Origin of the sequence: Aeromonas sp. FDAARGOS 1402, assembly GCF_019046925.1 — a bacterium.
GTDB classification, from domain to species: domain Bacteria; phylum Pseudomonadota; class Gammaproteobacteria; order Enterobacterales; family Aeromonadaceae; genus Aeromonas; species Aeromonas caviae.
In genome coordinates, this window is sequence record NZ_CP077201.1 from 2,015,017 (window position 1) to 2,033,277 (window position 18,261).

Consider the following 18,261-nt stretch of genomic DNA (forward strand, 5'->3'; position numbering starts at 1 on the left):
CGGCCTGCCCCTTCTGTGTCAGCCAGGTTCTCCGGGCGCCAGCTCCTCTGCCGTCATGGGGCGCAAGACCCGGCAGGGATTGCCGACCGCCACCACGCCTGCCGGAATGTCTCTGGTGACAACGGACCCCGCCCCGATGACGCTGTTGTCCCCTATGGTGACGCCCGGGCAGATGACGACGCTGCCCCCAATCCAGACGTTGTTGCCGATACGCACCGGCTTGCCGAACTCCACCCCCTTGATGCGCGGCGCTACCGCCACCGGGTGGGTAGCGGTGTAGATCTGCACTCCGGGGGCCAGCAGCACGTTGTCGCCTATGTGTACCTCGCACACATCCAGGATGGTGCAGTTGAAATTGGCGTAGAAATTCTCGCCGACAAAGATGTTGGCGCCATAGTCGCAGAAGAAGGGGGGCGTGATGAAACAGCGTTCTGCGCGGCCACCCAGCAGGCGGGTGAGGCGCTCATCCCAGCCAGGGGCATCGGTTCGCTCCCGGTTCAGTTCTCCCAGCAGGGCGCGGCACTGCTCCCGCGCAGCCCGCAGTTCGGGGTCCCCTGCATCATAGGGCGCTCCCGCCACCATCTTTTGCCACTCGGGGCCACGCACGGCGGGCCGCTGCACTGTTGTTGCGTCAGTCATCACTGCTCCATCAGCCAGATCAGGGATTCGTAAGGGCGCAGCTTGCAGGATTGCGGGCGGGCCGGGCTATCCGGGTAGTTGCCAAGCAGCAGTCGCCCCTCCCCGCTTTGCAGCTCGGCAGGCAAGGCAAACTCCACCGGCTCGCCGTAGAAGTTGCTCACCACCAGCAGGGTCTGACCGTGGGCGCGGCGGGCATAGGCCCAGATCTGCGGGTGCCCGGTCAGCAGCTCCTGATAATCCCCCTGAGTGAAGATGGGGTGCGCCTTGCGAAGGGCGATGAGATCCCGATAGTACCAGAACACCGAGTGCTGGTCGGCGAGCGCCGCCTCGGCGTTGATCTCGGGGTAGTTGGCGGCTGGCTTGAGCCAGGGCGTCCCGCTGGTGAAACCGGCGTTGGGGGCGGCACTCCACTGCATCGGGGTGCGCGAGTTGTCCCGGGACTTGGCGCCGAGAATGGCGAGGATCTCGGCCTCGCTCATCCCTTCAGCCTGCTTGATGGCGAAGATGTTGCGGCTCTCCACATCCTGATAGTCGTCGATGTGCTGATAGCCGGGGTTGGTCATGCCGATCTCCTCCCCCTGATAGATGTAGGGGGTGCCTTGCAGGCCGTGCAGCGTGCTGGCCAGCATTTTGGCGGCGACCACCCTATGCTCGCCCTCATCGCCGAAACGGGAGACGATGCGCGGCTGATCGTGGTTGCACCAGAAGAGCGCCGACCACCCCTTGCCATGCATACCGCTCTGCCAGTGGTTGAAGATGCGCTTGAGTTCGAGGAAATCGAACGGGGCCTTGGTCCACTTGTCGCCGCCCGGGTAATCCACCTTGAGGTGATGGAAGTTGAACACCATGGAGAGCTCGGAACCATCCAGCGCGCCATAGCGCTGGCAGTGTTCCAGGCTGGTGGAAGACATCTCGCCCACCGTCATGGCCCCCACGGGGGCGAAGACGTCGCGGCTCACATCCTGCAAAAATTCGTGGATGCGCGGCCCGTCGGTGTAGAAGCGGCGGCCATCCCCCACCTCGTCGTCAGGGAACGCCTGATTCTTGGAGATGAGGTTGATAACGTCGAGGCGGAAACCGTCCACCCCCTTCTTGGCCCAGAAGTGGATGATGTTTTTCACCTCGGCACGCACCGCCGGATTTTCCCAGTTGAGATCCGCCTGCTCGCGGGCAAACAGATGCAGGTAGTACTGGCCGGTGAGCTCATCCAGCTCCCAGGCGCTGCCACCAAACTTGGATTGCCAGTTGTTGGGCACGCCGCCATCCACCGGATCGCGCCAGATGTAGTAGTCGCGATAGGGGCTGTTTTTATCCCCCAGCGCCGACTTGAACCAGGCGTGCTCGGTGGAGGTGTGATTCACCACTATGTCCATCACGATGCGGATGCCGCGCGCATGGGCGGCGCCCAGCAGGGCCTCGAAGTCGGTCATGGTGCCGTAGGCGGGATCTATGTTGAGGTAATCGGCGATGTCGTAGCCGTTGTCCACCTGGGGGGAGACGTAGACCGGGGTCAGCCAGAGGGCATCGACGCCGAGGGTCTTGAGGTAGTCGAGGCGGGCCATGATCCCCTTGAGATCACCGGTGCCACGGGCGCCGGAATCCTGAAAGCTCTTGGGGTAGATCTGGTAAATCACGGCGCTTTGCCACCAGGGTGTCTGTGTCATGGTTGGTTCGCTCATTGGTTGAAACCGGATTAGTTGGAACAGGGCAACGATAAAGGGCGGAGCCAGGGCTCCGCCGAGGTTGTGTGGATCAGGCCGTGGCCAGATCCAGCTTGCCGGCAGCCTGCTGGCGCTTGTAGACCAGCAGGGTCAGCAGGGCGGGGACCACGATGGCCACCAGCATGGCGATGGCGTAGATGCCCCAGTATTGCGGCTGGATGGAGAGGATGCCCGGCAGGCCGCCCACCCCGATGCCGTTGGCCATCACCCCGGCGAAGCCGCAGATGAGAGCCGCACAGCTTGAGCCCACCATGGCGCACAGCATGGGGAACTTGTACTTGAGGTTGATGCCGTACATGGCCGGCTCGGTCACCCCGAGATAGGCGGAGATGGCGGCCGGGACCGAGATCTCCCGCTCGTTCTCCTTGCGGCTGATCAGGATGATGCCGACGACCGCAGACGCCTGGGCGATGTTGGAGAGGGCGATCAGCGGCCAGATGGGGGTGCCGCCCATGCTCTGCATCAGTTGCAGGTCCACCGCGTTGGTGGTGTGGTGGATGCCGGTGATGACCAGGGGCGCATAGAGGAAGCCGAACAGGGCGGCGCCGATGGGGGCAAACGAACCCGTCATGGCCGCCTTGGCGGCAAAGCCGACGCCGTCACCAATCCAGCGGCCGAACGGACCGATCAGGGCGTGTGCCACGATCACTGCCAGCAGCAGGGAGATGAAGGGCACAATCACCAGGTAGAGATAGGCCGGGATGATGCGCTTGAGGCTGGTCTCCACCCAGGCGAGGAAGACACCCGCCAGCAGGGCCGGAATGACCTGGGCCTGATACCCCACCTTCTGGATGACGAAGAGGCCGAAGTCCCACACTTCCGGGGTCTGCTGGCCGATGCCATAGGCGTTCATCAGTTGCGGCGACACCAGCGTGATACCCAGCACGATGCCGAGGATCTCGGAGCCGCCCATCTTCTTCACCGCAGACCAGCAGACACCCACCGGCAGGAAGTGGAAGATGGCTTCACCCAGCAGCCAGAGGAAGGCGTGCACCTGGGCCCAGAACTGGCTGATCTCGATGAGGGTGTGGGTGCCGTCGTCGAACATCTTGATGTCGCCGATGACGTTGCGAAAGCCCAGGATCAAACCACCGGTGATGATGGCGGGCAGCAGGGGGACGAAGATCTCGGCCAGGTGGGAGATGCCGCGCTCCAACGGGTTCATGTTGTGGCGGGCGGCCTGCTTGGCGGCCTCCTTGCTGCCACCGCTCACGCCGATCTCCTGGGTGAGCGCCTTGTACCACTGATCCACCTCGTTGCCGATCACCACCTGGAACTGGCCGCCCTGGGTGAAGCTTCCCTTCACCGAAGGGATGGTCTCGATGGCCTTGGGGTCGGCCTTGGCCGGATCGGCCAGCACGAACCTGAGCCGGGTCAGGCAGTGGCTGACAGTGGTGATGTTCTCTTTGCCGCCGATCCGCTCGATCAGCTGCGCCAGATGCTGTGTGTTGACTTTTGACATGAGCCTTCCCTCTGTGACTCCATGAATAATGGTCGTGTCTTTACCGGCTGGCCAAGGACCGCCCGTTTATTGGTATCGTTCCCAATCAGCATGAAGCCAGTGGTTGGCATCGGCAATGGGAACGTTCCCAATTCGTGGCGCTGGTCACAAAAAGCGCAAAACGCCGGGAATGGAGGAAAAGATAGACTACAGGGGCTGACAGGGGGCGATGGTTGCTCTGGGGGGCTGCCCCTCTTCAATCTGGTCGAGCAGCTGTCTGGCGGCCAGGATGCCGGCGTCCTTGTAGCCGAAATCCAGGCTGAGGGTGTTGGCAAAGAGGAAAGTCAGCATGGGATTGCTGCCAAGGCCGCTCACCAGGATGTCGGTGCGACCCTGCTCCTGCAGGTATTTGGCGGCGCCGATGGCCAGGGTGTCGCTGGCGCAGACCATGGCCTGGGTGGTGGGGGTGAGCAGCTCGGCCGCGAGCCGATAGCCGCTTTGCAGACCGAGATCCCCGAGGGCGCTGCGGGGCGTGCGCCCCTGTTCCCGACAGTAGTCGAGGTAAGCCTGATGCCGACGCAGCCCAGTGGTGAGATCGCTGCGCTCCACCCCGAGATAGGCGACCTCGGTCAGGCCACGCTCCCCGAGGTGGGCGAGCACGGCGCGCACCGCCCCGTCATCGTCGAAGCAGACCGACGAGAAGCCGGGGCGCTCGCGGGCCATCAGCACCAGTTTCTCCCTGAGCGGCGCCATGGCGGCATAGTCCAGATCGTTGAAGGCAAACAGGATGATGCCGTCCACCCCGCGCCGCTCCAGCACCGCCAGGTGCTCGCTCACCTTGGCGGGGGAGAACTTGCTCTCCATCAGCACAGCGTCGTAGCCACGCTGGTAGAGGGTCTCCAGCATGCCGCGCACCGCCTGGTTCTCGGAGCTGGAGTCGAGGCGCGACACCACGATGCCGACCACCTGCTGGCTCTGGCTGCGCATGGCCCGCGCCGATTTGCTCGGGACGAAACCGTGCTGGGCGATCACCGATTCGACCCTGGCCCTGGTCTGGGCATTGACCTTGGGATCCTGATTGAGCACCCGGGAGACGGTCGACTTGCCGACCCCGCTGAGGCGAGCGATATCGAGGATGGTCAGTTTCTTTTCCATGGGGGATCCGTGACAGGGGAGGGCGACAATCGGGATGCAGACATTGTTGTGATTAACTCCTGTGAATACAAGCCCATGGCGTTAGAATGCCCTTTCCCAGGCGACTTTCTTCGCCGTTGCACAGGACGCGCATCATGTATCTGTTGGCAAGTCTGCACTTCTCTCTCTCCATCACGGGCCCCATCTGTCTGGTGCTGGTACTCGGCATCTGGCTCAAGCGGCTGGGTCTCTTGCCCGACAGCTTCGTCGAGTCCGCCTCCCGTCTGGTGTTCCAGGTCACCCTGCCAGCTCTCTTGTTCCTGAGCATGGTGCGTACCGATTTTTCCACCATGCCGAGCCCCTGGCTCATCCTCTATGGCCTGCTCGGTACCCTCGCCGGTTTCCTGGTGCTGGAGGTGCTGGCGGCCCGTTTCATCAGCGAGCAGAAATTGCGGGGCATCTTCGTGCAGGGCAGCTTTCGCGGCAACATGGGGATCATGGGGCTGGCCTATGTGCAAAACGCCTACGGCCCGGAGGGGATAGGGGCCGCCGCCCTGCTGGTGGGCTCCATCACAGTGCTCTACAACGTGCTCGCTGTGATCACCCTGACCCGCAGCCTGGGGGGCGGAAAGGGGCTCGCCCCCATACTCAAGGGGATCGTCAAAAACCCCCTCATCATCGCCATTCTGGCGGCCCTGCCCTTCGGTCTGCTCGGCATCGAACTGCCCCAGCTGGTCATCACCACGGGCAACTATTTCGCCAACATGACCCTGCCGCTGGCCCTGCTGTGCACCGGCGCCAGCCTCAACCTCAAGGCCCTGCGCGGCGGCGCCATGCTGACCGGCTGGGCCACGGTCAACCGGTTGTGCTGCATCCCCGTGCTGCTGGTGCTGGGGGCCTGGGCGCTCGGCTTCAGCCCGCAGGCCCTCGGCATCCTGTTTCTCATCAGCTCAACCCCCACCGCCGCCGCCAGCTATGTGATGACCCGCGCCATGGGCGGTGACAGTGCCCTCGCGGCCAACATCATCGCCACCACCACCCTGGGCTCGCTCGTCACCACCAGCCTGGGGGCCGCCCTGATGAACTACCTGAGACTGATGGGGTGATGGGGCGCCGCCATGATGCACGACCCGGGGTTGACGGGATCGGCATTCACCCTTGACCTTGCCGGAGGCGGCAGCTTTAGGCTGATGTCACATCCACAGAGGAGAGAGCCCATGACCATCGAACTCACCGTTACCGGCATGTCCTGCGGCGGTTGCGCTGCCAGCCTGCAAAAGGCCCTGCTGGCCCAGCCAGCAGTCCGCACCGCCACGGTCGACTTTGCCAGCCGCAAGGCAGCCATCGAGAGCGAGCTGAGCAAAGCCGAGTTGATCGCCCTGATCGAGGCGAGAGGCTTTCAGGTAGAGTGAATTATCACTTAATTGGTATAAATCAGACTAATATTCTGCTTACTTCTTTTTATTGGTGAGAGTGATCACTTAAATCCCGTTTAAAAAGAATAAAAATGCTGCAATTCCCTCATCCAAAAGGATTGCAGCATGACCCTTCCCATTCGCAAGACCCTGATCGCCGCCGTGCTCGGCCTGACCCTCTCCCCCATGGCCATGGCGCTGCCCAGCGTGCACATTCTGGCCACCGGCGGCACCATCGCCGGGGCGGGCCAGTCCGCCACCCAGTCCAACTACGAGGCCGGCAAGGTGGCCATCGAGACGCTGATCGCCGCCGTGCCCGAGATGAAAAACGTGGCCGACGTGCAGGGTGAGCAGGTGGTCAAGATCGGCTCCCAGGACATGAACGACGAGGTGTGGCTCACGCTCGCCAAGCGGGTCAACGCGCTGCTGGCCAGGGATGACGTGGACGGCATCGTCATCACCCATGGCACCGACACCATGGAGGAGACCGCCTACTTCCTCAATCTGACCGTCAAGAGCGACAAGCCGGTGGTGCTGGTGGGCGCCATGCGCCCCTCCACCGCCATGAGCGCCGACGGCCCCATGAACCTCTACAACGCCGTGGTGACTGCCTCTGACCCGGCCTCCAAGGGGCGTGGCGTCATGGTGGCGATGAACGACACCGTGCTGGATGCCCGCGACGTCACCAAGACCAACACCACAGGAGTGCAGACCTTCGCCTCCCCCAACTTCGGCCCGCTCGGCTACATCCACAACGGCAAGATCGACTACCAGCGCAGCCCGGCCCGCCAGCACACCAGCAAGACCCCGTTCGACGTGAGCAAGCTCGACAAGTTGCCCCAGGTCGGCATCGTCTACAGCTACGCCAACGCCTCGGACCTGCCGGCCAAGGCCCTGGTGGATGCCAAGTTTGACGGCATCGTCAGTGCCGGGGTGGGCAACGGCAACCTCTACCACACCCTGTTCGACACCCTGGCCAAGGCGAGCAAGGACGGCATTCGCGTGGTGCGTTCCGCCCGCGTGCCGACCGGCTCTACCACCCTGGATGCGGAGATCGATGATGCCAAGTACGGCTTCGTCGCCGCCGAGACCCTCAACCCGCAGAAAGCGCGGGTGCTGCTGATGCTCGCCCTGACCCAGAGCAAGGATCCGGCCCAGATCCAGCGCTGGTTCCAGCAGTTCTGAGACCTCGGCTCGGTCTGATTGACACTACCCCGTGAGATGAAGGGCAGGATGGGATCCTGCCCTTTCTTGTTGCGCCAGAGGCAGAGGCCGGCCCTCAGCTCATCATCAGCCAGCCGCAGAAACTCAGGTAAACCAGCCCCACCAGGGCGAGCCTGCCCGCCGTCATCCGCTCCCGACTGAACCCCCTCCACAGCAGCGCGACTGCCAGCAGCGTCACCAGGGAGGAGGCCATCATGGTGCTATCCAGCAGCCAGGGGGTGAACAGCAGGCAGAACGCCTTGGGAATGGTGCCCTGGATCATCATGGCCCCCGAGATATTGGCCAGTGCCAGCCGGTGTTTGCCCTGCCGCACCCAGATGAGCACGTTCATCAGCTCGGGCATTTCGGTGGCCACCGGGCTCAGCAACAGGGCGGCCACTACCGGCGAGAGGCCGAACAGCTCGCCCATGTTCTCCAGCTGGTGAACGAACAGCTGGGCCGCCAGCGCCACCACACCGAGCGCCACCAGGGTTTGCAGCAGCACCTTGCCGAGCGCCGGGATCCTGGCGTGCGGATCCAGCTTGAGGGGGGAGGGCAATTCCGCATCGTGGCTGTCGGTCTGTTTCAGCTCACGTCGCACATAGAGGAGGTACATCAGCACGAACAGGGGGGCCAGCCAGGTTTTACCGGTGAAGGCCACCATGCCAAGCAGCACGGCCAGCAGGAAGATGCCGGCAAACCAGGCCTGATCGCGGCCTATCTCCCGCTGCACCTCGCCATTGATGGATCTGTGCTCCCGGCTCATGCACAGCAGCAGGGTCACGCCGACGGCAGCATAGCCTATGGTAGCCAGCACCAGCGGGCCGCCGAGGGCCGCACCTATGCCTATCTGCTGCTGGGCGGGGGCATCCCCCATCAGCAGGGCGGTCAGGGTGACGATGCATTCGGGCAGGGCCGTGCCGAGGGCAGCCAGCAGAGAACCGGTGGCGCTTTGGGACAGTTTGAAATGATGGCCGGTCCATTCGATGCCGTTGACGAAGTATTCGCAGGCCAGATAGATGGTGACGGCAGAGATCAGAAATAACAGCAGGGTGATCAGCATGATGAGTAACCGCCAGGCGAGCAGAACAACCGATGGACCCGATACGGCTCGCCCGGCTGGCGTGCATATCGAGGCCAAAGGTCTTGCAGGACGATAGGTGCTATCGCCGCCCATGCCATGGATCTGTGGATCCAAGAGTGTTGACATGGGCCCTGCCCGGATTTCGGGCGGGTTGCTACTCCCCAGTGACAGTGCGGGCTTTTTACCAAGTGGTTCGGTGAGGCGCAAGGCCAACAGGGGATGATCCGCGCGACAAGTTGTAAAAGGATGTGACAACCCCTCGACTCTCCCGTCCGGGATCCTGATCTTTTTACGGGGATCCTTGTGCTGGCACAGCGATTGCTACGAGTTGGCTACTGTCCACATTGACTTGGGAAGGGTGAACGATGAAACGGTGGATCCAACATTTTTACCAGCTTAATCGCCTCAACTGGCTGATGGTCTGGCTGCTGCTTTGCTGCAGCATCATCCTGCTGTTTCCGGCCGGATTGATGAAAGGCGCCGTGAGCCAGTGGGCCACGGCTCATGCGGCCTGGCTTGGGGTCGGCATGTTGATCGCCATCTCCTATTTCTGCAGTCAGGGCTTCCTGATCGCCTGGGAGTGGGCCTGTGACGAGTGGCAGTCCCGCCGCCAGCAGGATCAACTGGCCCAGATGATTGGCTTCCTCGACTTCAACGAGAAGGCGGTGCTGCGGGAGTTCGTACTGCAACGGAAAAGCGTCATAAACCTGCCGATCACCGAACCCGCCGTCAAAAACCTGATGGATGCCGGCGTGCTCACCTACGCCTACGGCAAGCCGGCGCGAGAGAAGGAAGACGAGAACCAGATCCGCGCCCTGATGATCGCCCTGCCGGCGCGCCCTCTGCTGACCTACAAGGTTCTGGGACTGTCGCGGGGCAAGATGAGCGACGAGCAGGTGGAGCAGATCATGAATGCCAGGCCCAAATTCGCGCAGAAAAGCCTCCAGCGCTGACCTTCTCCCCCCATGAAAGAAAAGAGCCGGACATCTGTTCCGGCTCTTTGCTGTCTGGCGTTGCTTATTCGGTTCTGGCTTTGAGGTAGCCGGCGTAGTCGGGCACCTGGACGCTGAATGCCTGCTGCATGTGCGGGCTGTCCATGATGAAGTCCGCCGTCGCCTCGTTGGTGGCGACCGGGATGTTCCAGACGGCCGCGAGGCGCAGCAGGGCCTTGACGTCAGGATCGTGGGCGGCGGGATTGAGGGGATCCCAGAAGAAGATCATCACGTCTATCTTCCCTTCGGCGATGAGGGCGCCGAGCTGCTGATCCCCTCCCATGGGGCCGGAGAAGAGGCAGGTAATGGGCAGCTGCGCCTTCTTGCCGAGCAGGGTGCCCGTGGTGCCGGTCGCATAGAGATGGTGGAGCTTGAGCTCCTCCTTGCGCCGCAGCACCCAGTTCAGCAGAGGGGCTTTCATGTTGTCGTGAGCCACCAGGGCAACCCGTTTGTGGGGCGCCATCTCGCGTGCAATCAGTTCCATGGAGGTCATCCGTAGCAAAATGATGGGAATGGGGTCGTATCCTAATCGAAAGCGGCGCCTGCCGCTGCCCCATGCATCGTAACTGTGATCCCGGAGGCGGTTCAATCCGGCGCCTGCCATCCTGACAGCCTCTGGCCTGCCTTGTCAGCAACCAGGTTGGCTACCGTATCGTTGGGCAAGATCTCTGCCGCTGGTGCCATGAAAAAACCCGCCTGGGCGGGTTGGGATTGTCTCTTGATGTCATCGCGATTCAGGATGACTCGGCATGGAGCTGGGATTGCTGGTAGTTTTCCAGACCGATACGGGCGATGAGATCGAGTTGGGTTTCCAGCCAGTCCACATGGTCCTCTTCATCTTCCAGGATCTCCTGGAACAGGTCGCGGCTGACGTAGTCCTGCACAGACTCGGCATAGGTGATGGCGACTTTCAGGTCGGGGATGGCGTCCATCTCCAGAGACAAGTCACAGCGCAGCATCTCTTCCACCGTCTCACCGATGCGCAGCTTGCCCAGATCCTGCAAGTTGGGCAGCCCTTCCAGAAACAGCACCCGCTTGACCAGCTCGTCGGCATGTTTCATCTCATCGATGGATTCGTGATACTCCTTGTGCCCCAGCCCCTTGAGGCCCCAGTCATCATAGATGCGGGCATGCAGGAAGTATTGGTTGATGGCAACCAGCTCATTGGCCAGCACCTTGTTGAGGTGGGCAATGATTTTGGGATCTCCTTTCATCGACATTACTCCTCGTTTTCGAGCCTAGGCAACGATCACTAGAGCTTAGTCCAGAAACATGACCATAACGTGATGGGGAAAGTCGTCCTCTGGAGGGCAGAAGGAGAGATGAAGATGAGAAGTCGGCGGTTTTACGCCACTTCGTAATAGAGCGGTGCCTGCTCTGACTCCATCTTGTCGATTTCGGTAGCGATGATCTCCATCGCCATGCGCACACATTTACCACATTGGGCACCGACTTCCAGCGACTGTTTCAACTGTCGGAATTCAGTCTTGCCTGCCTGTACCGCCTTGCGGATCTGGTTATCTGTGATGCCGCGGCACAAACACACGTACATAATCTGGACCTCATGCTGGAATGAGATGAAATCTAAATGAGAATGGTTCGTAGTGCAAAGAACGAATGGTAATAAGATCCCGTGCTTGCCAGTGATTCCACCCTTGGGGAGAATGCCTTTATCAGAGAGGATGCGAACATGTTCAAAAAACTATTCAATGCCCTGTTCAAGGGAGAGATCGCCCAGAGCCCCGAGGTTGAGCCCATCGAATACATGGGCTATCTCATCTATCCCGAGCCCATGGCGGAAGGGGGGCAATACAGGCTGGCAGGTCGCATCACCAGGGAGATAGACGGGCAATTACAGACCCATCGCTTCATCCGCTCCGATCTCTTTGCCAACCCGGCGGATGCCGAGCGCTTCATGGTGCAAAAGGCCCATACCTTCATCGACCAGATGGGGGAGCGCATGTTTGAACCCCGTGTGAAGCCAGACGCCAGCCCAGCTCCATGATGTCAGCCGAGCTGCTCGCCTTGCGCCACGCTATCGCTCATGCCGGCGAGCGGCGTCTGATCTGGCTGGAAGGGGAGCAGGATGACTGCATCGTTCGTGCCGAATCCTTGCTGTGGGGGGCGGTGTTCTGGCTGGGGCAGGGTCCTGAGCGTCATGCTCCGCAGCCTGCCGCCAAGGCGCTTCAACGGCTCGGTCAGGAGTGCGACACCCTGGTATTCAATGCCTTCAGCGGTTTTCACCCCGATGCATTCGGTGCCTTGGCGGGGACATTGAGGGCTGGGGGGCTCTTGCTTCTGCTGACCCCGCCGCGGGAGGTATGGCCGACCTACCCAGACCCTGATCGTCAGAGGCTGGTCGCCCAGCCAGAGGAGGCCGATCGTGCCGGGCAGGGTTTCATCTCCCGGCTGGTACGGTTGCTGGCAGAAGATCCGGCGCGAGATCTGACGCCAGCCTCTTGTGATATTACCTGGCAGCCTCTCGACGGGAGCCGACCGCTGAGCGCGGATCAGGCCCGTGCGCTGCCCGCCATCCACAACGTGTTGCACGGCCATCGCCGCCGCCCCCTGGTGCTGAGCGCCGATCGCGGTCGTGGCAAGAGCGCCGTGCTGGGGCTGGCGAGCGCCGACTTGCTGAGTCGGGATCCGGCCTTGACGATAGCGGTGACGGCCCCTTCCCACGCTACAGTGGCGACACTTTTTGCCCATGCAGAGCGCGCGCTGGCAGAGATGCCTGAGCGGCTGGCCGGTCTGAGCTATGTGTCCCCTGATCGGGTGGCTCAAGGAGACGTGCTGGCGGATCTGCTGCTGGTAGATGAAGCCGCCGCCATCCCGACCCCACTGCTGGAGGCCATGCTGGCCCGCCACAGTCGTATTGTCTTCGCTACAACGGAGCACGGCTATGAGGGGACGGGGCGCGGCTTTCATCTGCGCTTCAAGCGGATACTCGATGAGCAAACCCCGGATTGGCAGGAGCTGCGCCTGGTGGAGCCCATTCGCTGGAGCCTGAGCGATCCGCTGGAGCCTCTGATCTTCCGGCTCCTTGGTCTGAATGCTGACATATCGGCACCTCATCCCCCGACATCACCGACCTGGCGCCTGGTCGGACAAGATGAGCTGGCCCGTGATGACGCGCTGCTCAATCGGGTGTTCGGCCTGCTCGTGCTGGCTCACTACCAGACCAGCCCCAGTGATCTGCGGTATTTGCTGGAGGGGCCGGATCTCGACATTCATCTGATGGAGCAGGGACAGGAGTTGCTCGGGGTGGCGCTGGTCGCGCGGGAGGGCAATATACCCCCTGATCTGGCGCACGCGATCTGGGCCGGACGAAGGCGCCCTCGTGGACATCTGCTGCCCCAGTCGCTGCTGGCCCACGCCGGTTTCGTGACGGCGGGGGAGCGCTCTTATGCCAGGGTGATGCGCATCGCCATCCATCCTGCCCTTCATCGTCTCGGGCTGGGGTCCCGGTTGCTGGACAAGCTGGTATCACATTATCGGGCATTACGGGTCGATTATCTGGGATCTGCCTTCTCCGCCAGTCCAGATCTGCTGCCATTCTGGCTCAAGGCGGGATTGAAGGTGCTGCGTCTTGGTCTGCAGCGCGATGCGGCCAGCGGCAGTCATGCAGCTTTGCTGCTGATGCCGTTGCAATCGGAATATCACGCCGAGCTGGCGCAATGGCGACAGCGTTTCATGAGCCAGTTGCCGGCCCTGCTGGCGGGTGAACTCAAGAGGCTGGATACCGAACTGGTCTGGCTATCCCTCAGAGGCGGACCTGTCACTCATGTGCCGGATCTGGATGAATTCGAGCATCGGGAACTCGATTGCTTTGCCCACCATCACAAGCCATTCGAATTGTGCCAGGCGACACTGCAACGCTGGCTACTCCGGCGAGTGATGATGCTGGATGCGTTAAGTCAGGATGAACGACGGTTGCTGATCGCCACCATCTGGCAATATGCGTCCTGGTCCGAGCTGGCTGCCCGACAGGGTGTCGCGGGCAAACCCGCCCTGATAAAAGCACTGCGCTCCCTGCTGGCCAGACTGCTGGCTCAGCAAGCACCAGCGGGCTGACCCCCGCCTCTGGCACGGCAGAAAACCACGGAGCCCGGGAGGACCCCATGGCCCCTCCCGGGTTCTGCACATCGATTCGACTCACCATGGCTAAAGCTCTCCCCGTTCAAGACGTGGCCACCCCGGGACCCGTTTCTCCCTCTTCCCTGCTCGCGTTTTGCCCATTGCCACTGCTCTGATGAGCCTGGTCAGGGCTGTCTGCATTTTGGTTTTTTCTGAATATGGACTAATACTTGAATGTGAAATGAATTTTAATAAATGCATTATTTTCAGATGGTTAGCGTCGGGTGTATTGAATGCAGGCCATCTTCTCCAACGTGCACAGGGAGTGCAATGTGAGAAACGATGCAGCTCAGGCAGGTGCCGGAATGATGATGTGGTTCATCAGCAGCAGCGCTTTTGCCAATGAGATCCGGTTCAACATGACGCGCGGGGCGACCGCCATCAGCCAGCAGGTCTATGACCTGCACATGACGATTTTCTATATCTGTTGCGTCATCGGTCTGCTCGTCTTCGGCATCATGTTCTGGTCCATCGTGCACCATCGAAAATCGCGCGGTGCCAAAGCCGCCCAGTTTCACGAAAGCACCCGCATCGAGTTGCTGTGGACGGCCATCCCCGTGTTGATACTGATCGCGATGGCGGCACCGGCAACCTCGACCCTGTTGAAGATGGAGGATACCTCCAAGGCCGATCTCACCGTCCTCGTCACGGGCTCGCAATGGAAATGGCATTACAAATACCTCGAGTATCCAGTGGCGTTTTATTCCCTGCTGGCGACCAGCAAACAGCAGATCTCCGGTGATGCCCCCAAGGGCGGCAATTATCTGCTGGAGGTGGATAACCCTCTGGTATTGCCGGTCGGCAAGAAGATCCGTTTCCTGATGACCTCGGACGATGTCATTCACTCCTGGTGGGTTCCCGCCTTCGCCGTGAAAAAAGACGCCAATCCTGGCTACATCAACGAGTCCTGGACCCGGATCGACAAGCCGGGCACCTATCGTGGGCAGTGCGCCGAGCTGTGCGGCAAGGATCACGGTTTCATGCCTGTGGTTGTGGTGGCCAAATCCGCAGAGGAGTTCGAGAAGTGGATTGCCAGAAAGGGAGACGAGCAGGCAACTGCCAAGGCACAGCAACAGGCGCAGGCAGCGGAGACCATGACGTTGCCACAAGCCATGGCACAGGGGGAGAAAGTCTATCTGGGGCACTGCGCTGCCTGTCATCAGCCCGCGGGTACCGGATTGCCCGGCATCTTCCCGGCGCTCAATGGCAGCAAGGTGACCACACAGGCGGAACATCGGGCCCAGCATCTGGACATCGTCCTGCATGGCAAGAGCGGCACGGCGATGCAGCCTTTTGGCAAACAGTTGACGGCGCAGGAACTGGCCGCCGTCATCACCTATGAACGCAATGCCTGGGATAACAAGACCGGCGACCTTGTGCAGCCAGCCGAGGTGCAGTCCCTTCTCAACCCGGCCAATCCGGACAAGGACAAGTGAGGCGTCGGCATGAGTGATGGAATCACGGATACCCCGCACAGCGAACATGTCCACCAGCCAGCGGCCGGTCTGAGGCGCTGGCTCTACACCACCAATCACAAGGACATCGGTACCCTCTATCTTTGCTTTGCCCTCACCATGTTCTTTACCGGTGGCGCCATGGCCATGGTGATCCGGGCAGAACTGTTCCAGCCCGGACTGCAACTGGTGGAACCCCTGTTTTTCAACCAGATGACCACGGTACACGGCCTCATCATGGTCTTTGGTGCCGTCATGCCCGCCTTCACCGGCCTCGCCAACTGGCTGATCCCCATCATGATTGGGGCTCCTGACATGGCGCTGCCCCGCATGAACAACTGGAGCTTCTGGATCCTGCCGTTTGCTTTCCTCATCCTCCTGTCGAGCCTGTTTATGGAGGGAGGCGGCCCCAGTTCTGGCTGGACCTTCTATGCCCCCCTGTCCACCCAGTACAGCGGCAACAGCACGGCCCTGTTCGTCTTTGCCATTCACATCATGGGGATCTCCTCCATCATGGGGGCCATCAACGTCATCGTGACCATCTTCAACCTGCGGGCGCCGGGCATGGGCTGGATGCAGATGCCGCTGTTTGTCTGGACCTGGCTCATCACGGCGTTTCTGCTCATCGCTGTCATGCCGGTGCTGGCGGCTGCGGTGACCATGGTGCTGACGGACAAGTATTTCGGGACCAGTTTCTTCGATGCGGCCGGTGGGGGGGATCCTGTCCTGTTTCAGCACATTTTCTGGTTCTTCGGGCACCCGGAAGTCTACATCATGATATTGCCGGCTTTCGGCATCGTCTCCAGCATCATTCCGACCTTCTCCCGCAAGAAGCTGTTCGGTTATCGCTCCATGGTCTATGCCACCAGCAGCATCGCCTTGCTCTCCTTCATGGTCTGGGCTCACCACATGTTCACCACCGGATTGCCCGTGGTGGCGGAGCTGTTCTTCATGTACACCACCATGTTGATCGCGGTGCCGACAGGGGTAAAGGTATTCAACTGGCTTGCTACCATGTGGCGTGGTTCTCTGACATTCGAGACCCCCATGCTGTTTGCCATCGCCTTCATCACCCTGTTCACCATTGGCGGTTTCTCCGGGCTGATGCTGGCCATGACGCCAGCTGATTTTCAGTATCACGACACCTATTTCGTAGTGGCCCATTTCCACTATGTGCTGGTGACCGGTGCCGTCTTCTCGATCCTGGCTGCGGCCTACTACTGGTTGCCGAAATGGACGGGGCACATGTATGACGAGCGGCTCGGCCAATGGCACTTCTGGTGTTCGCTCGTCTCGGTCAATGTGCTGTTTTTCCCCATGCATTTTGTCGGGCTGGCGGGCATGCCTCGCCGCATTCCCGATTACGCCCTGCAATTTGCCGACTTCAACATGCTGATCAGCCTGGGGGGCTTTGCCTTCGGCCTGTCCCAGCTGCTGTTTGTCTGGGGTGTGATCAAATGCATCAGAGGCGGAGCCAAGGCGAGCGATCGGGTATGGGAGGGGGCCGAGGGGCTGGAATGGACGCTCTCTTCTCCCCCTCCCTATCACAGTTTCCAGACTCCACCGGATATCCGGTCGGAAGAGCGTTAGGGAGGTCATATGACCAAGGTCAGTCATGCCCCCTTGCTCAGAAAACTGGCTCTGGTCGTGCTCGTCATGTTTGGTTTTGCCTTTGCGCTGGTGCCGCTTTATGACGTCTTCTGCCGGATCACCGGCCTCAATGGCAAGACGTCTGATCAAGCGGCCAGTACGGAGCGGGCGGTGATCGACAGCAAGCGGAGCATCCAGATCGAGTTTCTTGCTCATGCGGATACCCGGATGCCGTGGGAGTTCAGCGGTGAGACGGCTCGGCTGTCGGTGCGGCCGGGGGAGGTGAAGATGGTCAACTTTCGGGTGTTCAATCCCACGGAGCGGACCATGGTGGGTCAGGCGGTCCCGTCGGTCTCTCCCGGTCCCGCCGCGGCCTATCTGAAGAAAGTGGAGTGTTTCTGTTTCAATCGCCAGGAGCTGAGGGCAGGGCAGAGCAAGCTGATGCCGCTCAAGTTCTATATCGATCCGGCACTACCGGACAGCATCAATACCATCACGCTCTCCTACTCGCTCTATGACATCACGGCGTCCGTACCGGTACCGGCACTCGCACAGAGGAAATGACCATGGCCAAGGTGAACCAGACCTATTATGTCCCGGACCAGAGTCGCTGGCCCATCATTGGTGCCATTGCACTGTTTTTCCTGGCGTTGGGGGCGGGACATCTGGTCAATGAAGTGGCGAGTGGGCAGACCGGTTTCGGCCGGTATCTGATGATGGCCGGTGTCGCCCTGCTGGCATTCATGTTGTTTGGCTGGTTCCGTCACATCATCCGGGAGTCCATGACCGGGCTCTACAGCGCCCAGATGGACAGATCCTTCAGGCAGGGCATGGTCTGGTTCATCTTCTCCGAAGTGACGTTCTTTCTGGCTTTTTTCGGAGTGCTGTTCTATGCCCGCCAGCTTGCGGTGCCCTGGCTGGATGGTGCGGGCCACAGGGTGATGACGGGCCAGCTGCTGTGGCCGGATTTCACCGCTCACTGGCCCCTGCTCAAGACGCCCGGCGGGGCCACGACCCAGGCCATGCCCTGGCAGGGGATCCCCCTCATCAATACCCTGATCCTGCTCGGCTCCTCCGTGACCCTGCTGTTTGCACACATGAGTCTGGAAAACGGCAGACGCATGCGGCTCAAGGGGATGTTGCTGGCCACTGTGGTGCTCGGGCTGATATTCCTGTGGTTTCAAGGCTATGAGTATCTGCATGCCTATCGGGATCTCGGGCTGCGGCTGGATTCCGGCATCTATGGCAATACCTTCTTCATTCTGACCGGGTTCCATGGACTGCACGTGCTGCTGGGCACCCTTTTCCTGACCATCATCTGGCTGCGCATCATGTTGAGGGATCATTTCACCCCACAGCGTCATTTCGCTTTCCAGGCTGCGGCCTGGTACTGGCACTTCGTCGATGTGGTCTGGCTCTGTCTGTTCGTCTTTGTCTACCTGCTTTGATGC

18 protein-coding genes and 1 riboswitch are annotated in these 18,261 nt (G+C 61.1%); of the genes, 10 read left to right on the top strand and 8 right to left on the bottom strand.

The features are described from left to right. Window positions 1-18: 18 nt before the first annotated feature. The 4 genes from I6L32_RS09650 to treR all read right to left on the bottom strand — a co-directional run bounded on the left by I6L32_RS09650 (window position 19) and on the right by treR (window position 4,956). Window positions 19-639: a sugar O-acetyltransferase gene (locus I6L32_RS09650; protein ID WP_029314833.1), complete on the bottom strand. Its 621-nt coding sequence runs from the start codon at window positions 637-639 to the stop codon at window positions 19-21. Beyond that, window positions 639-2,303 carry an alpha,alpha-phosphotrehalase gene (gene treC / locus I6L32_RS09655; protein WP_216945008.1) on the bottom strand — a complete coding sequence of 555 codons (1,665 nt, stop codon included), beginning with the start codon at window positions 2,301-2,303 and terminating at the stop codon, window positions 639-641. The genes I6L32_RS09650 and treC overlap by 1 nt, the downstream gene beginning before the upstream one ends. Before the next feature lie 88 nt (window positions 2,304-2,391). Next, on the bottom strand, window positions 2,392-3,822 hold the full coding sequence (treB, locus tag I6L32_RS09660) for a PTS trehalose transporter subunit IIBC (protein ID WP_216945009.1): 1,431 nt from the start codon (window positions 3,820-3,822) through the stop codon (window positions 2,392-2,394). 186 nt (window positions 3,823-4,008) lie between these two features. Beyond that, entirely contained in the window at window positions 4,009-4,956 is a 948-nt protein-coding gene (gene treR, locus I6L32_RS09665) for a trehalose operon repressor TreR (protein WP_041211765.1), read from the bottom strand. A 134-nt stretch (window positions 4,957-5,090) separates the two neighbouring features. Here treR and I6L32_RS09670 point away from each other — a divergent pair, with 134 nt between their 5' ends. From I6L32_RS09670 to ansB, 3 genes are all read left to right on the top strand, one after another. After that, window positions 5,091-6,041, top strand: coding sequence for an AEC family transporter (locus I6L32_RS09670; RefSeq protein WP_216945010.1), 951 nt, complete (start codon window positions 5,091-5,093; stop codon window positions 6,039-6,041). Between the two features lie 111 nt (window positions 6,042-6,152). After that, the gene (locus I6L32_RS09675; RefSeq protein ID WP_113069029.1) at window positions 6,153-6,347 is read left to right on the top strand and encodes a heavy-metal-associated domain-containing protein; all 195 of its coding nucleotides are present in this window, start codon (window positions 6,153-6,155) and stop codon (window positions 6,345-6,347) included. Between the two features lie 129 nt (window positions 6,348-6,476). Next, on the top strand, window positions 6,477-7,535 hold the full coding sequence (gene ansB / locus I6L32_RS09680; RefSeq protein ID WP_048208529.1) for an L-asparaginase 2: 1,059 nt from the start codon (window positions 6,477-6,479) through the stop codon (window positions 7,533-7,535). Between the two features lie 94 nt (window positions 7,536-7,629). On the opposite strand, the gene I6L32_RS09685 is transcribed toward ansB, so the two are convergent. Then, entirely contained in the window at window positions 7,630-8,616 is a 987-nt protein-coding gene (locus I6L32_RS09685; protein ID WP_254203894.1) for a sodium:calcium antiporter, read from the bottom strand. An 89-nt stretch (window positions 8,617-8,705) separates the two neighbouring features. After that, window positions 8,706-8,812, bottom strand: a riboswitch (yybP-ykoY riboswitch). A gap of 190 nt (window positions 8,813-9,002) precedes the next feature. Here I6L32_RS09685 and I6L32_RS09690 point away from each other — a divergent pair. Next, a complete protein-coding gene (locus tag I6L32_RS09690; RefSeq protein ID WP_041213974.1) occupies window positions 9,003-9,590 on the top strand; it encodes a superinfection exclusion B family protein in 588 nt (195 codons plus the stop codon). Between the two features lie 64 nt (window positions 9,591-9,654). Here I6L32_RS09690 and I6L32_RS09695 read toward each other — a convergent pair whose 3' ends face one another. The 3 genes from I6L32_RS09695 to I6L32_RS09705 all read right to left on the bottom strand — a co-directional run bounded on the left by I6L32_RS09695 (window position 9,655) and on the right by I6L32_RS09705 (window position 11,181). Continuing rightward, complete coding sequence (locus I6L32_RS09695; protein ID WP_041211864.1) at window positions 9,655-10,113, bottom strand: methylglyoxal synthase; 459 nt, start codon at window positions 10,111-10,113, stop codon at window positions 9,655-9,657. Window positions 10,114-10,363: 250 nt separating this feature from the next. Next, entirely contained in the window at window positions 10,364-10,843 is a 480-nt protein-coding gene (gene bfr, locus I6L32_RS09700) for a bacterioferritin (RefSeq protein ID WP_042015144.1), read from the bottom strand. Between the two features lie 131 nt (window positions 10,844-10,974). Further along, window positions 10,975-11,181, bottom strand: coding sequence for a bacterioferritin-associated ferredoxin (locus I6L32_RS09705; protein ID WP_010675777.1), 207 nt, complete (start codon window positions 11,179-11,181; stop codon window positions 10,975-10,977). Between the two features lie 138 nt (window positions 11,182-11,319). On the opposite strand from I6L32_RS09705, the gene I6L32_RS09710 reads away from it, so the two are divergent. The 6 genes from I6L32_RS09710 to I6L32_RS09735 all read left to right on the top strand — a co-directional run bounded on the left by I6L32_RS09710 (window position 11,320) and on the right by I6L32_RS09735 (window position 18,258). Further along, entirely contained in the window at window positions 11,320-11,634 is a 315-nt protein-coding gene (locus I6L32_RS09710; RefSeq protein WP_041211748.1) for an HlyU family transcriptional regulator, read from the top strand. After that, on the top strand, window positions 11,631-13,703 hold the full coding sequence (locus I6L32_RS09715; RefSeq protein ID WP_043152877.1) for a tRNA(Met) cytidine acetyltransferase TmcA: 2,073 nt from the start codon (window positions 11,631-11,633) through the stop codon (window positions 13,701-13,703). The genes I6L32_RS09710 and I6L32_RS09715 overlap by 4 nt, the downstream gene beginning before the upstream one ends. 368 nt (window positions 13,704-14,071) lie before the next feature. Further along, entirely contained in the window at window positions 14,072-15,202 is a 1,131-nt protein-coding gene (gene coxB, locus I6L32_RS09720; protein WP_223917946.1) for a cytochrome c oxidase subunit II, read from the top strand. Window positions 15,203-15,211: 9 nt separating this feature from the next. Then, the gene (gene ctaD / locus I6L32_RS09725) at window positions 15,212-16,810 is read left to right on the top strand and encodes a cytochrome c oxidase subunit I (RefSeq protein ID WP_069784288.1); all 1,599 of its coding nucleotides are present in this window, start codon (window positions 15,212-15,214) and stop codon (window positions 16,808-16,810) included. A 9-nt stretch (window positions 16,811-16,819) separates the two neighbouring features. Next, window positions 16,820-17,374, top strand: coding sequence for a cytochrome c oxidase assembly protein (locus tag I6L32_RS09730; RefSeq protein ID WP_043152875.1), 555 nt, complete (start codon window positions 16,820-16,822; stop codon window positions 17,372-17,374). A gap of 2 nt (window positions 17,375-17,376) precedes the next feature. Then, window positions 17,377-18,258, top strand: a complete 882-nt coding sequence (locus I6L32_RS09735) for a cytochrome c oxidase subunit 3 (RefSeq protein ID WP_216945012.1) — start codon at window positions 17,377-17,379, stop codon at window positions 18,256-18,258. Window positions 18,259-18,261 lie beyond the last annotated feature (3 nt).

What these genes read in the sequence shown, in the direction of transcription:
- I6L32_RS09710 (WP_041211748.1), top strand. Translation starts at nt 11,320, where the DNA reads ATGTTCAAAAAACTATTCAATGCCCTGTTCAAGGGAGAGATCGCCCAG.
- I6L32_RS09650 (WP_029314833.1), bottom strand. Translation starts at nt 639, where the DNA reads ATGACTGACGCAACAACAGTGCAGCGGCCCGCCGTGCGTGGCCCCGAG.
- I6L32_RS09730 (WP_043152875.1), top strand. Translation starts at nt 16,820, where the DNA reads ATGACCAAGGTCAGTCATGCCCCCTTGCTCAGAAAACTGGCTCTGGTC.
- I6L32_RS09670 (WP_216945010.1), top strand. Translation starts at nt 5,091, where the DNA reads ATGTATCTGTTGGCAAGTCTGCACTTCTCTCTCTCCATCACGGGCCCC.
- bfr (WP_042015144.1), bottom strand. Translation starts at nt 10,843, where the DNA reads ATGAAAGGAGATCCCAAAATCATTGCCCACCTCAACAAGGTGCTGGCC.
- coxB (WP_223917946.1), top strand. Translation starts at nt 14,072, where the DNA reads ATGATGATGTGGTTCATCAGCAGCAGCGCTTTTGCCAATGAGATCCGG.
- I6L32_RS09715 (WP_043152877.1), top strand. Translation starts at nt 11,631, where the DNA reads ATGATGTCAGCCGAGCTGCTCGCCTTGCGCCACGCTATCGCTCATGCC.
- I6L32_RS09685 (WP_254203894.1), bottom strand. Translation starts at nt 8,616, where the DNA reads ATGCTGATCACCCTGCTGTTATTTCTGATCTCTGCCGTCACCATCTAT.
- I6L32_RS09695 (WP_041211864.1), bottom strand. Translation starts at nt 10,113, where the DNA reads ATGGAACTGATTGCACGCGAGATGGCGCCCCACAAACGGGTTGCCCTG.
- I6L32_RS09675 (WP_113069029.1), top strand. Translation starts at nt 6,153, where the DNA reads ATGACCATCGAACTCACCGTTACCGGCATGTCCTGCGGCGGTTGCGCT.
- treR (WP_041211765.1), bottom strand. Translation starts at nt 4,956, where the DNA reads ATGGAAAAGAAACTGACCATCCTCGATATCGCTCGCCTCAGCGGGGTC.
- I6L32_RS09690 (WP_041213974.1), top strand. Translation starts at nt 9,003, where the DNA reads ATGAAACGGTGGATCCAACATTTTTACCAGCTTAATCGCCTCAACTGG.
- I6L32_RS09735 (WP_216945012.1), top strand. Translation starts at nt 17,377, where the DNA reads ATGGCCAAGGTGAACCAGACCTATTATGTCCCGGACCAGAGTCGCTGG.
- ctaD (WP_069784288.1), top strand. Translation starts at nt 15,212, where the DNA reads ATGAGTGATGGAATCACGGATACCCCGCACAGCGAACATGTCCACCAG.
- treC (WP_216945008.1), bottom strand. Translation starts at nt 2,303, where the DNA reads ATGACACAGACACCCTGGTGGCAAAGCGCCGTGATTTACCAGATCTAC.
- treB (WP_216945009.1), bottom strand. Translation starts at nt 3,822, where the DNA reads ATGTCAAAAGTCAACACACAGCATCTGGCGCAGCTGATCGAGCGGATC.
- ansB (WP_048208529.1), top strand. Translation starts at nt 6,477, where the DNA reads ATGACCCTTCCCATTCGCAAGACCCTGATCGCCGCCGTGCTCGGCCTG.
- I6L32_RS09705 (WP_010675777.1), bottom strand. Translation starts at nt 11,181, where the DNA reads ATGTACGTGTGTTTGTGCCGCGGCATCACAGATAACCAGATCCGCAAG.